The organism is Pseudomonas sp. NPDC047961, assembly GCF_050272435.1.
Taxonomy (GTDB): Bacteria; Pseudomonadota; Gammaproteobacteria; order Pseudomonadales; family Pseudomonadaceae; genus Stutzerimonas.
In genome coordinates this window covers 112,487-125,316 of the sequence record NZ_JBNNMD010000002.1, presented here as the reverse complement: position 1 = coordinate 125,316, position 12,830 = coordinate 112,487, and the positions used below count along the sequence as shown (strand labels likewise).

General features: G+C 61.2%; 13 protein-coding genes. 6 read left to right on the top strand and 7 right to left on the bottom strand.

What is annotated here, in order from left to right; genetic code table 11:
* Positions 1-94 precede the first annotated feature (94 nt).
* Positions 95-790: an SIMPL domain-containing protein gene (locus ACQKIK_RS06910; RefSeq protein ID WP_499135328.1), complete on the bottom strand. Its 696-nt coding sequence runs from the start codon at positions 788-790 to the stop codon at positions 95-97.
* Between the two features lie 150 nt (positions 791-940).
* On the opposite strand from ACQKIK_RS06910, the gene ACQKIK_RS06905 reads away from it, so the two are divergent.
* From ACQKIK_RS06905 to ACQKIK_RS06895, 3 genes are all read left to right on the top strand, one after another.
* Positions 941-2,197 carry an ATP-binding protein gene (locus tag ACQKIK_RS06905; RefSeq protein ID WP_045424657.1) on the top strand — a complete coding sequence of 419 codons (1,257 nt, stop codon included), beginning with the start codon at positions 941-943 and terminating at the stop codon, positions 2,195-2,197.
* Between the two features lie 32 nt (positions 2,198-2,229).
* Positions 2,230-2,790 carry a response regulator transcription factor gene (locus ACQKIK_RS06900; protein ID WP_045424659.1) on the top strand — a complete coding sequence of 187 codons (561 nt, stop codon included), beginning with the start codon at positions 2,230-2,232 and terminating at the stop codon, positions 2,788-2,790.
* Positions 2,791-2,928: 138 nt separating this feature from the next.
* Positions 2,929-3,870, top strand: coding sequence for an AEC family transporter (locus tag ACQKIK_RS06895; RefSeq protein ID WP_499135326.1), 942 nt, complete (start codon positions 2,929-2,931; stop codon positions 3,868-3,870).
* Between the two features lie 16 nt (positions 3,871-3,886).
* Here ACQKIK_RS06895 and ACQKIK_RS06890 read toward each other — a convergent pair whose 3' ends face one another.
* The 6 genes from ACQKIK_RS06890 to gatC form a co-directional block, all read right to left on the bottom strand.
* Entirely contained in the window at positions 3,887-4,978 is a 1,092-nt protein-coding gene (locus ACQKIK_RS06890) for a calcium/sodium antiporter (protein WP_046163097.1), read from the bottom strand.
* 34 nt (positions 4,979-5,012) lie between these two features.
* Complete coding sequence (locus tag ACQKIK_RS06885; RefSeq protein ID WP_499135324.1) at positions 5,013-6,095, bottom strand: calcium/sodium antiporter; 1,083 nt, start codon at positions 6,093-6,095, stop codon at positions 5,013-5,015.
* Positions 6,096-6,123: 28 nt separating this feature from the next.
* Positions 6,124-6,504 carry a septal ring lytic transglycosylase RlpA family protein gene (locus ACQKIK_RS06880; protein WP_499135322.1) on the bottom strand — a complete coding sequence of 127 codons (381 nt, stop codon included), beginning with the start codon at positions 6,502-6,504 and terminating at the stop codon, positions 6,124-6,126.
* Positions 6,505-6,656: 152 nt separating this feature from the next.
* Positions 6,657-8,102, bottom strand: a complete 1,446-nt coding sequence (gatB, locus tag ACQKIK_RS06875; RefSeq protein ID WP_499135321.1) for an Asp-tRNA(Asn)/Glu-tRNA(Gln) amidotransferase subunit GatB — start codon at positions 8,100-8,102, stop codon at positions 6,657-6,659.
* 10 nt (positions 8,103-8,112) lie between these two features.
* A complete protein-coding gene (gene gatA / locus ACQKIK_RS06870) occupies positions 8,113-9,564 on the bottom strand; it encodes an Asp-tRNA(Asn)/Glu-tRNA(Gln) amidotransferase subunit GatA (protein ID WP_499135320.1) in 1,452 nt (483 codons plus the stop codon).
* Positions 9,565-9,578: 14 nt separating this feature from the next.
* Positions 9,579-9,866 carry an Asp-tRNA(Asn)/Glu-tRNA(Gln) amidotransferase subunit GatC gene (gene gatC / locus ACQKIK_RS06865; protein WP_392570055.1) on the bottom strand — a complete coding sequence of 96 codons (288 nt, stop codon included), beginning with the start codon at positions 9,864-9,866 and terminating at the stop codon, positions 9,579-9,581.
* Positions 9,867-10,179: 313 nt separating this feature from the next.
* Between gatC and mreB the strand changes: the two genes are divergently transcribed.
* The 3 genes from mreB to mreD all read left to right on the top strand — a co-directional run bounded on the left by mreB (position 10,180) and on the right by mreD (position 12,801).
* Complete coding sequence (gene mreB / locus ACQKIK_RS06860) at positions 10,180-11,217, top strand: rod shape-determining protein MreB (RefSeq protein ID WP_045424672.1); 1,038 nt, start codon at positions 10,180-10,182, stop codon at positions 11,215-11,217.
* A gap of 94 nt (positions 11,218-11,311) precedes the next feature.
* The gene (gene mreC, locus ACQKIK_RS06855) at positions 11,312-12,316 is read left to right on the top strand and encodes a rod shape-determining protein MreC (protein WP_499135878.1); all 1,005 of its coding nucleotides are present in this window, start codon (positions 11,312-11,314) and stop codon (positions 12,314-12,316) included.
* Positions 12,313-12,801 (top strand): rod shape-determining protein MreD, encoded by a 489-nt coding sequence (mreD, locus tag ACQKIK_RS06850; RefSeq protein ID WP_045424678.1) that lies wholly within the window; start codon positions 12,313-12,315, stop codon positions 12,799-12,801. The genes mreC and mreD overlap by 4 nt, the downstream gene beginning before the upstream one ends.
* Positions 12,802-12,830: the final 29 nt, after the last annotated feature.

The window sequence follows — 12,830 nt, the reverse complement described above, 5'->3', positions numbered from 1 at the left end:
TTATCAACGTGGTCTGGTGACCATCCCCGACGCTTGTTGCGAGCCGTAATGTCTGGTTAAAGACGCGGCCCATTGTGGGCCGCGTGGCATGGCTTCAGGGCATCTGCACTTCGATCACACCATCGGCATTGATACTGATCTGCCGGGTGCCGGCTTCTACATCCGGCGTAGGCATAGCGTCCATGCTCTTCATAGACACGCTGCGCATCATCTCGGGCTGAAAATTGCCGCTGCTATTGAGGTTGAGGCTGACGATCTTATAGTCGCTGCCGCCCAGCGCCTCGGTCGCCAGCTGCGCGCGGGCGCGAAAGGCAGTTACCGCATCATTGAGCAAGGCGTCTTCGTTCTGTTGTCGGATCGAGTCAGACACGCTGAAATACATGCTGCCCATCTTCAGGTCTTGCATCAGCTCTCCGGTGAGCTTGGAGAGGGCGGCGAAGTCTCCACTTTCCAGGCGCAGTTCGGCGCGTTCACGCCAAGCGGTGATCTGCTGACCCTTTTCCTCATAGACGGGGTAACTGCTACGGCTGCCCTGACTGACTTCGACTTCTTTCGCCTGCCGGGCGCGCTGCAGTGCCTTGTTCATCGTCCTAGTCGTTTGCGCTGCCAGCTGCGCCGGGTCCTCGTGCTGCGACTCGGTGAACAGCGTTACATGCATGCGGTCCTGGGCGACCTCGCTGCTGGCCTCGGCGCGCAGGGAAATCTGATTGTAATGTTGCTCGTCGGCTACAGCGGGAAGGCAGGCTATGCAGGCCAACAGCGCAATGCTGCGCGGAACGGAAACGAACATGGAAACTCCTGAATTCGAGGGCACCAACGGTGCGGCGCAAAGACTTTAGCCCTTTGCTCGCCAGTGCGCAGTTTTTCCGTGCGGCGCGTTGCCGCAGACAGGCTGTGTTTCGGGCGGCTTGGTTATACTCGTCGCTCCTTTGGAGACCCCATGTACGCATCCGTTCACCTGCTGTCTGCCAGCCGCCAGAATCTCCGTCTGCTTACCCTGATCCGCGTCCTCGTGCTGGCTGCCCAGGCCGGTGCGGTAGGGCTCGCCTACGCCACCCAGCTGTTCGGTCTGCCGTGGTTTCATCTGGGGGTCACGCTTGGTGTTTCAGCGCTGATCTGCCTGGGTACGGCGTTGCGGCTGCGCGGACCTTGGCCGGTGACGGAGCTTGAATATGCCGGGCACCTGGCGACGGATCTTTTGATCCACAGCGCCCTGCTGTATTACTCGGGCGGCTCGACCAATCCGTTCGTTTCTTACTACCTGGTGCCGCTTACCATTGCGGCGGCAACGCTGCCGTGGCTGTATTCGGTGGCGTTGTCCGGGCTCGCGCTGGCTGGATACACCTTGATGCTGGTGTGGTACGACCCGGTCATCGTGCCACCGGTCGATCGCACCACGTTGCTGGTCTATGGCATGTGGCTGAGTTTCGCGCTGGCGGCGGCACTGATCACTTTTTTCGTGGCGCGCATGGCCGAACAACTGCGCCGTCAGGAGCAGCTTCAAGCTCAGCGTCGTGAAGAAAGCATGCGTGACCAGCAGCTGTTGGCCGTGGCGACACAGGCCGCGGGAGCCGCTCATGAACTGGGCACGCCATTGGCGACCATGAGTGTGCTGCTCAAGGAGTTGCGTCAGGATTACAAGGAGCCTGCGGAGCTCAGCGAGGACTTGGCATTGCTGCAATCGCAGGTTCAGTTGTGCAAGGACAGCCTGCGCCAGCTGGTCCGTGCGGCTGAAGCCGATCGTCGCCAGGCCATCGTCGAACAGACCGTACGTGAATGGGTCGAGTCGGTGTTGCAGCGCTGGCATCTGATGCATCCGGAAGCCACCTATCGTTTCCAGTGTCTGGGCAAAGGCACTCCGCCGCGCCTGATGCCCCCGGCGGATCTGGGGCAATCGCTGCTCAACCTGTTGAACAACGCCACCGATGCCAGCCCGGACAACCTGGACATTCGTCTGGATTGGGACGCACAGTGGATCAGATTGACCATCCGCGACCACGGCGCGGGTGTACCGCTGGCGATCGCCGAACAGATCGGCAGGCCGTTCATCACAACCAAGGGCAAGGGGTTTGGTCTTGGCCTGTTCCTGAGTCAGGCGAGCGTTACGCGCGCCGGTGGCACTGTGAAGCTTTACAATCACGAAGAGGGTGGCACCCTGACCGAGCTGCGTCTGCCGCATGGCTCGGTTCGGGCCTGACCAGACGCGATCATTACGCGAGGAATGCAAACATGACCGAAGAGTTGCAGCACGAAGGCGAAGAACAGCCCCATCTGCTGCTGGTAGACGACGACCCGACCTTTACTCGCGTCATGGCACGCGCCATGAGCCGCCGCGGTCTGCACGTCAGCATTGCCGGGTCGGCGGAAGAAGGCCTGGAGATGGCCAAGCAAGAGCTACCTGATTACGCGGTGCTTGACCTGAAAATGGAGGGAGACTCCGGGCTGGTGCTGCTCCCTAAGCTTCTCGAGCTGGACCCGGAAATGAAGGTGCTGATCCTGACCGGATATTCGAGCATCGCCACCGCCGTGGAAGCGATCAAGCGCGGGGCTTGCAACTACCTGTGCAAGCCCGCCGACGCAGACGACGTGCTGGCGGCATTGCTCTCCAAACATGCCGATCTGGATACGCTGGTGCCGGAAAACCCCATGTCGGTGGATCGCCTGCAGTGGGAGCACATCCAGCGAGTGCTTGCCGAGCACGACGGCAATATTTCCGCTACCGCTCGCGCGCTAGGGATGCACCGTCGCACCCTGCAGCGCAAACTGCAGAAGCGCCCCGTGCGCCGCTGATCGCCATACACGCCAGCGCCAATGGTTTCTCCCTTGGCGCAGCGCTCGTTCAATGCCGGATCGGCAGCTGGCCATGGCTCGATCCGGCATGTTCATTCCCGTATCGTCCCGTCCTGACTCTACTTTTCGAGCCTCTCCATGCTGCCCATGGTTATGCAGACCCTGAGCGTCACCGCTCCGGTATTCGTGATGCTGTTCATCGGCGTCGCATTGATGCGTCTGCGCTTGATCGATGGCGCGTTCATTCACACCGCATCGACGCTGGTGTTCAAGGCCACGATGCCAACCCTGCTGTTCCTTTCGGTCATCAAAGCGGATCTGAGCGCCGCGCTTCAGCCAACACTGCTCATCTATTACGTTGCCGCTACGGTGGGGGGATTTCTGCTGGCGTGGGCCTGGGCGCTTTGGCGCTGCCCGGTCGCCGACCGCGGCGTCTATGTACAAGGCGCCTTCCGCGGCAATAACGGAGTGGTGGGACTGGCGTTGGCGACCAGCCTCTACGGCGACTACGGGCTGTCACTAGGCGGTGTGCTTGCTGGTTTGGTAATCCTCTTGTACAACAGCCTGTCCGCGGTGGTGCTGGCCATCTATAGCCCGGATGGCCAGGCCGATGCCGGGGCGATCATTCGCAGCATCTTGCGCAACCCGCTGATTATCGGGGTGACTGCGGCGATCCCTTTCGCCTACTGGCAAATCGCGCTGCCCGACTGGCTGATGACATCAGGTCAGTATTTCGCCCAGCTGACGTTGCCGCTGGCTCTGATCTGCATCGGCGGCACGCTGTCGATTTCAGTGTTGCGTGAAAGCAGCAGCGTTGCGATGAGCTCGAGCCTGATGAAGATGGTCTGGTTTCCGGCGTTGGCGACGCTAGGCGCTTGGCTATGCGGCTTTCGCGGCGCCGAACTGGGGATCCTGTTTCTCTACTTCGGCTGCCCGACGGCATCGTCCAGCTTCGTTATGGCGCGGGCGGTTAATTCCAACCATCAGCTGGCCGCTACCATCATCGTCATCACCACGCTCGGCGCGGCGTTGACGATCAATGTCGGGTTGTTCCTCCTGGGCTGGGCCGGCTGGATCTAACCAGCCGGCGTGACCATCAGGCGCGCTGGGCCTTCCAGGCCCGTCCGGCAATCACCACCAGGGTCACCGCAGTCAGTGGCAGCACATAGCCGATCATGGCGTCACCGAACACTTCGGCCAACGGGCGGCCGGTGCTGACCAGCACTAGATAGACCGTATAGGCCACGTAGTAGGCGAGGAAGAGCAGACCTTCCCAACGTTTGATGGTGTAACCGCTGAAGAAGATCGGCAGACAGGCCAGGGCAACGGCAATCATGACCGGGAAGTCGAATGCCAATGCGTTGGCGGCCACGCTGATCGCGTCCGGTGATACCAGCGAGGCCAGCCCCAGCACGCACAGTAGGTTGAAGATATTGCTGCCGACGATGTTGCCGACCGCGATATCCCGTTCGCCGCGTATGGCAGCGAGGATGGAAGTGGCCAGCTCGGGGAGCGACGTGCCGACGGCGATGACCGTCAGGCCGATAACCAGTTCCGATAGGCCCAGCGCGCGAGCCAGGGATACGGCACCTTCCACCAGAAAATTCGAGCCGGTCACCAGCAGAACCAGGCCGGCAACCACCAGGCCGGCGTTAATCAGAGAGGCATAACGCTTGGGTGTTTCGTCGAGACCGAACTCCTTGGCGAACTCGTCGTCGGCTGTGGCCGCAGCAGTGGCACGACGGCTGCTAATGATCAGAAACAGCGTGTAGGCGATCACCGCTGAAAACAGCAATGCACCGTCAAGGCGACTGAGCGAGCCATCCCACGCCAGGGCGTAGGTGACCAGGCTGGCACCAATCATGATGGGCACGTCGAGTCGAATCAGCTGGCGAGAGACGATCAGCGGTGCGACCAGCGACGTCACGCCGAGAATCAACAGAACGTTGGCGATGTTGCTGCCGAGTACGTTGCCAATGGCGATGTCGCCGCTGCCGTTGAGCGCAGCCTGCACGCTAACTGCGGTTTCCGGTGCGCTGGTGCCAAAGGCGACCACGGTGAGACCGATGATCAGCGGTGGGATACCGAACTGAGCGGCCAGTTTGGCAGCGCCCCGCACCAACACCTCGGCCCCGGCTACGAGAAGTACCAGACCGGCTATCAGATAAACAAAGGTCATTGCGGACACGAAAATAAGGCTCCAGAAGGGGGAGGGATAATGCTCAGCGCTGGCGTTTCCAGGCGCGCAGGAAGATCACCAAAAGCGTGATGGCGGTCAAGGGCAATACGTACCAAGTCATTGCATGGCGCAGCAGATTGATCGCCGGTAGCCCAGTGGAAAACATGATCAGGTAGAGGGTATAGGCGACGTAATAACCAAAGAACATGGTGCCTTCCCATCGATTGATGCGGTACCCGGAAAAGAAGATCGGCAGGCAGGCTGCGAACACGGCAAGCATCACGGGCAGGTCGAACGCCAAGGCATTTGGCGAAATGGAAAGGCCTTCGGGCGAAATCGCGGCTCCGGCGCCCAGCACCAGCAACAGGTTGAAGATGCAACTGCCGACGATATTGCCCACTGCGATGTCCCGCTCACCGCGGTAGACAGCCAGCAGCGAGGTGGCGAGTTCGGGCATGGATGTTCCAACGGCGATTACGGTCAGGCCAATGACCAGCTCCGACAATCCCAGCGTCCGAGCCAGGGCCACCGCGCCCTCGATGAGCAGGTTGGAGCCCAGAATCAGCAAACCGAGGCCGAGCAGCACCAACGTCAATTGGAGAATCCATCCGAGCGGCTTGGCGCTACGGTCTGCGCCGTATTCATCGCGGAACTCATCGGACGGCAGGCGCGCTTCTCGCTTGCTTGCGACCACGAGAAAGCCCGTATAGACCAGCAGCAGCGCGAGCAGGATCAGGCCGTCTATCTGGCTGATGCGGCCATTCCACGCCAGCGCGAATGTCAGCAGACCTGCACCGATCATTACCGGTACGTCGAGGCGCACCAATTGGCGAGACACCACCAACGGCGCTATCAGGGCCGACAGGCCGAGAATGAGCAGGATGTTGGCGATGTTGCTGCCGATCACATTGCCGACGGCGATATCCCCGTTGCCATTCAAAGAGGCTTGGATGCTCACCGCCGTTTCCGGTGCGCTGGTGCCGAACGCAACCACGGTCAAGCCGATGATCAGTGGCGAAACGCCGAAGCGTGCAGCCAGTTTGGAGGCGCCACGTACCAGCGCTTCGGCGCCAACAACCAGCTGCACAAGGCCGCCGATCAGGTAGGCGAAGGTCATCAAACTCATCAGCATTCCTTTGAAGGCAATCCGGCAATCAGTCCAGCGTTTCGATCTTCACCGGGGCGATGCCCTCGTCGAGCAGATCGATTCGGTTCGCCGCCACTCGTGACAGATCGATGATTCGGCCTGGCTTGAAAGGTCCGCGGTCATTGATGCGTACGGTGACTTGCTTGCCGTTTTCCAGGTTCGTGACTTGCACGCGCGTGTCGAAGGGCAGCGTTTTGTGTGCGGCCACCAATTCGTTCTGGTTGAACGTTTCTCCGCTGGCCGTTTCTTTCCCTTGGAAGCTGCGGGCGTAATACGAAGCCTTGCCCTTCTGGGTGACGGTGCTTTCGGTGGCGTCTGCCTCTGGCGACTCGGTACAGCCGGCGGCAAAGGCAAGCAGGATCGGGGCGGTCAGTATTCGGGTTTGCATAAGCAATCCTTCCTGAACGGATCAGGCTGCAGTTACTGGTTCGGTCTTGTCAGCTTTGGATCGTCGACCTGCGCCACCGTTCACTCGACAATGAGGTTGCAGTGGCCAAGGTGGGGTTCAACAAGAAACGGGCCCTGTCGGGCCCGTGTCGGTCAGCCTTCCAGTTTGCTCTTGAGCAACTGGTTGACCTGAGCGGGGTTGGCCTTGCCCTTTGAGGCTTTCATGGCCTGGCCGACGAAGAAGCCGAACATCTTGCCGCGCTTGGCTTCGTCGCTGGCGCGGTACTGCTCGACCTGCTCGGCGTTGGCGGCTAGCACCTCGTCCAACATCTTTTCGATAGCACCGGAATCGGTGACCTGTTTGAGGCCCTTCTTCTCGATGATTTCGTCAGCCGAGCCTTCGCCGGCGGCCATCGCTTCGAAGACCATCTTGGCGATCTTGCCGCTGATGGTGCTGTCCTTGATGCGCTGGATCATGCCACCCAGTTGCTCGGCCGATACCGGAGACTGCTCGATGTCCAGCCCTTCCTTGTTCAGCAGGCTGGACAGCTCGCCCATGACCCAGTTGGCTGACAGCTTGGCGTCACCACAGGTCTTCTGCACCGCTTCGAAGTAGTCGGCCATCTCGCGGCTGGCCGCCAGCACGTCGGCGTCGTAAGTGGACAGGCCGAACTCGCGCTCGAAACGCTCGCGCTTCTGCACCGGCAGTTCGGGCAGGCTGGCGCGAATTTCATCGAGAAAGCTCTGCTCGATCACGACCGGCAGCAGGTCCGGGCAGGGGAAGTAGCGGTAGTCGTTGGCTTCTTCCTTGCTGCGCATGGAGCGCGTCTCGTTGGCTGCCACGTCGTACAGCACGGTTTCCTGGACGATCTTGCGGCCGGACTCCAACTCTTCGATCTGCCAGGCGATCTCGGTGTTGATGGCGCGCTCGATGAACTTGAAGGAGTTGACGTTCTTGATCTCGCGGCGGGTGCCAAACTCGGCCTGGCCCTTGGGTCGTACCGAGACGTTGCAGTCGCAGCGCAGCGAGCCTTCGGCCATGTTGCCGTCGCAGATGCCGAGGTAGCGCACCAGGGCGTGGATGGCCTTGGCGTAGGCTACGGCTTCCTTGGCGCTGCGCATTTCCGGCTCGGAGACGATCTCCAGCAGAGGCGTGCCAGCACGGTTCAGGTCGATGCCGCTCATGCCCTGGAAGTCTTCGTGCAGGCTCTTGCCGGCGTCCTCTTCCAGGTGGGCACGGGTGATGCCGATACGGCGGGTGGTGCCATCTTCCAAGGTGATGTCCAGATAACCCTTGCCGACGATGGGATGGTCCATCTGGCTGGTCTGGTAGCCCTTGGGAAGATCCGGGTAGAAGTAGTTCTTGCGCGCAAAAACGTTTTTGTCGGCGATCTCGGCGTCAATCGCCAAGCCGAACTTGCAGGCCATGCGCACCGCTTCGGCGTTGAGTACCGGGAGGGTGCCTGGCATACCCAGGTCAATCAGGCTGGCCTGGGTGTTGGGCTCGGCACCAAAGGTGGTGGCGCTACCGGAAAAGATCTTCGATTGAGTCGCGAGCTGTGCGTGGATTTCCAGCCCGATCACGGTTTCCCATTGCATGTGTTCGTCCTCAGAATCCGCTCGGTGCTTGTTTATGCCACTCGGTAGCCTGCTGGTACTGGTGAGCAACGTTGAGCAGGCGCCTTTCCTGGAAATATGGGGCCAGCAACTGCACGCCCACCGGCAGACCGTCGATGAAGCCCGCCGGCATGGAGAGGCCAGGGATGCCCGCAAGGTTGGCGGTGATGGTGTAGATGTCTTCGAGGTAGGCCGAGACCGGGTCGTTGTTCTTCTCGCCAAGCTTCCATGCCAGATTCGGTGTGGTCGGACCGAGGATCACATCCACCTCATCGAAGGCGCTGACGAAGTCGTTCTTGATCAGGCGGCGGATCTTCTGTGCCTTCAAGTAGTAGGCGTCGTAATAGCCCGCTGACAGCGCATAGGTGCCGACCATGATGCGGCGGCGCACTTCGTCACCGAAGCCTTCGGCGCGGGAACGCTTGTAGAGATCGGTCAGATCCACCGGGTTCTCGCAGCGGTAGCCGAAGCGTACGCCGTCGAAACGCGACAGGTTGGAGCTGGCCTCGGCCGGAGCGATCACGTAGTAGGAGGGGATCGCGTGCTGCATGTTCGGCAGGCTGATCTCCTTCACCGTGGCGCCAAGCTTCTTCAGCACCTCGACTGCCGCCATCACCGCGTCGGCGATCTTGGCATCCAGGCCCTCGCCGAAGTACTCCTTCGGCAGGCCGATGCGCAGACCGGTCAGCGGCTTGCGCAGCGCGGCGAGGTAGTCGTCCAGCGGCTGGTCCACGCTGGTCGAGTCCTTTGTATCGAAGCCGGCCATGGCGCCGAGCATCAACGCGCAGTCTTCAGCCGTGCGGGCCAGCGGGCCGCCCTGATCGAGGCTGGAGGCGTAAGCGATCATGCCCCAACGCGATACGCGGCCGTAGGTGGGCTTGAGGCCGGTGAGGTTGGTCAGCGCTGCAGGCTGGCGGATCGAACCGCCCGTGTCGCTGCCTGTGGCCGCGGGTAGCAGTCGCGCCGCAACCGCCGCGGCGGAACCACCGGACGAACCACCGGGCACACGGCTCAGGTCCCAAGGGTTCTTTACCGGGCCGTAGTAGCTCGACTCGTTAGCCGAGCCCATGGCGAACTCGTCCATGTTCAGCTTGCCCAGCGACACGGCGCCAGCGGCGGCCAGCCGCTCGACCACAGTGGCGTTGTAGGGCGATTGAAAGCTGTCGAGTATCTTCGAGCCGCAACTGGTGCGGATGCCCTGGGTGCAGAACAGGTCCTTGTGACCGATCGGTGCACCCAGCAGGGCGCCGCTCTCGCCGTTGGCGCGGCGCACGTCAGCGGCTTTGGCCTGGGTGATGGCCTGCTCTTCGGTGACAGTAATAAAGCTGTTCAGCTGTGGGTCGAGCTGCTGGATGCGCGCCAGCAGCGAACGGGTCAGCTCCTCGGCGGAGAACTGCTTGTCGCCAAGCGCGCGGGCGATCTCGGCGAGGGTCAACTGATGCATGTCGGCGTCCTTCATTACTCGATCACCCGCGGAACCAGATACAGGCCGTCTTCCACGGCCGGGGCGATGGCCTGATAGGCGTCGCGCTGATTGCTTTCGGTGACGGCGTCGGGGCGCAGCCGCTGGTAGGTCTCCAGCGGATGCGCCAGGGGTTCGATGCCGCTGGTGTCGACGGCCTGCATGCGGTCGATCAGGCCGAGGATGTTGTTCAGGGTCTCGGTGGTGCGGGGAAGGTCGTCTTCGTTCAGGCCCAGGCGGGCCAGATGAGCGATCTTTTCCACCTCGGAGCGTTCAAGCGCCATCGGGAATCTCCAACAGGAAGCGAATCGGGTATGCCTTCCGTCGGCAAAGGCCAACACAAGGGCAACGGTGTCGAACCGCGGCGGCGGGCATTCGAGCCCGGAAAAGCCGTCAATCTTACATGCCTGAGGCGCTTGTCGGTAGCATGGCTGCGGCTTGCGGCCCCTGCGATGAACTGATGGCGCTGTCCGTTTTTCGCGCAGTGGCTCACGTCTGATCAGATGAGCGCGGACACGCGCCTTGCCCTAACTTCCCACCATTGTTAGAGTTTGCGGCACTTTTTTCCCCACGCGTTTGCCCCAGGGCCCTTTCTCCATGTTCAAGAAACTGCGTGGCATGTTTTCCAGCGATTTGTCGATCGACCTGGGCACTGCCAATACCCTTATTTATGTGCGTGATCGCGGCATCGTCCTGAACGAGCCGTCGGTCGTCGCCATCCGTACCCATGGCAACCAAAAAAGCGTTGTTGCTGTAGGTACCGATGCCAAGCGCATGCTTGGCCGCACGCCGGGCAACATCAACGCCATCCGCCCGATGAAAGACGGTGTGATCGCCGATTTCAGCGTCTGCGAAAAGATGCTGCAGTACTTCATCAACAAGGTTCACGAAAACAGCTTTCTCCAGCCCAGCCCTCGCGTACTGATCTGCGTTCCCTGCAAATCGACGCAGGTTGAGCGCCGTGCAATCCGTGAATCTGCGCTGGGTGCTGGCGCTCGTGAAGTCTTCCTGATCGAAGAGCCCATGGCCGCCGCTATCGGTGCCGGCCTGCCAGTAGACGAAGCGCGCGGCTCCATGGTCGTGGATATCGGTGGCGGCACCACCGAAATCGCCCTGATTTCGCTGAATGGCGTGGTCTACGCTGAATCCGTTCGCGTCGGTGGTGACCGTTTCGACGAATCCATCGTGACCTACGTACGCCGTAACTACGGCAGCCTGATCGGCGAGTCCACTGCCGAGCGCATCAAGCAGGAAATCGGTACCGCATTCCCAAGCAGCGATATCCGTGAAGTCGACGTACGTGGCCGCAATCTGGCCGAAGGCGTACCGCGCAGCTTTACCCTCAATTCCAATGAAGTGCTCGAGGCGCTGCAAGAATCCTTGGCTACCATCGTCCAGGCGGTCAAGAGTGCGTTGGAGCAGTCTCCACCGGAACTCGCTTCCGATATCGCCGAGCGCGGGCTGGTCCTGACGGGTGGCGGTGCCCTGCTGCGTGACCTGGACAAGCTGCTGGCGCAGGAAACCGGCTTGCCGGTCATCGTCGCTGAAGAGCCGCTGACCTGCGTCGCGCGCGGCGGCGGTCGTGCATTGGAAATGATGGACCGTCACGCCATGGATTTGCTATCCACGGAGTGAGCTAACAGGCTCTAATTACAAGCCGATGACAGGGCCTGCCCTGCTCTCGGCTTTTCGCGTTTAGTGTGAAGCCTGCAGCTGCGAGGACCCGCCCATCAAACCGCTTTTCGCTAAAGGACCCTTGCTCGGAGTGCGCCTGCTGGTGCTCTCCGTGCTCTGTGTTGTGCTGATGGTGGTGGATGCGCGTTTCGAGACGCTGAAGCCATTACGTAGCCAGATGGGGCTGGTGCTCACCCCCTTTTACTGGCTGGCCGATTTACCGGTTCGCACCTGGCAGCGGGCGACCGAACAGATCAGCAGCAGCACCAGCCTGGTGGCCGAAAACGAAAAATTGAAGGCCGAAGCATTGCTCATGCAGCGGCGCCTGCAAAAGCTGGCGATGCTGACGGAGCAGAACGTGCGCCTGCGCGAATTGCTCAACTCTGCCGCGCTGGTTGACGACAAGGTGATCGTCAGCGAGCTGATCGGGCTGGACCCGAACCCTTTCACCCATCGCATCCTGATTGACAAGGGTGAGCGCGACGGCGTGTTTCTCGGTCAGCCAGTGCTCGACGCCAGCGGGCTGATGGGTCAGGTCGTCGAGGTCATGCCCTACGCGGCACGCGTGCTGCTGTTGACAGACGTGACGCATAGCATTCCGGTGCAGGTCAATCGCAATGGGTTGCGCGCCATTGCAGTGGGCACCGGGAGCCCGGATTATCTCGAGTTACGTCATGTCGCCGAGACGGCGGACATCAAAGAAGGCGATCTTTTGGTCAGTTCCGGTTTAGGGCAGCGCTTTCCCAGTGGCTATCCGGTCGCCCAGGTCACGGAGGTGGTTCGCGGCTCCGGTCAGCCCTTCCTGATCGTTCGTGCCATTCCAACCGCCATGCTCAATCGCAGCCGTTACCTGTTGCTGGTCTTCAGCGATTCAAGGACGCCTGAAGAGCGAGCGACTGCTGCGGCCCAGGCCCAGGAGTCCGCCGACCGCAAGGCGGAAGAGGCAACGGTTGGCGACAGTGCGGTTTCGGAGCAGCCGGCGCCCACCGCGCCCGCTGCACCAACAGCGTCCGATACGCCATCGCCATTGCCATCCCCGGAACCGGAGGAGCGACCATGATCCATGGTCGTTCAAACAATGGCTGGGTTATCTGGCTGTCGCTGTTGCTGGCGCTACTGCTCAGCGTGGCCCCTATGCCCCAGAGTTTCGGCCTGGCGCGTCCGCTCTGGCTCGGCATGTTCATCGCCTACTGGGCAATTGCCCTGCCGCATCGTGGAGGGATGGCAGCGGCCTTCTTCTTTGGGCTGATGCTGGATGTGTTGTCGGGCACTTTGCTTGGGCAGAACGGCTTACCACTGCTGCTGATTACCTTTCTGGTGCTGAGCCTGCAACAGCGCCTGCGTATGTTCCCGTTGCTTCAGCAAAGCCTGGTGCTGCTGGTGATTCTAGGGATCGGGCAACTGGTGCAGTTGTGGCTCAATACACTGACCGGCAACCGTCCACCGACACTGTTGTTTCTGGTCCCCGTGCCGGTCAGTGCACTCTTTTGGCCGTGGGTGTTTGTCGGGCTGGAATGGGCGCGGCGGCGCTTCAACGTCTATTGAGCCTCCAGACGGCTTTCGATCGTTGTTCG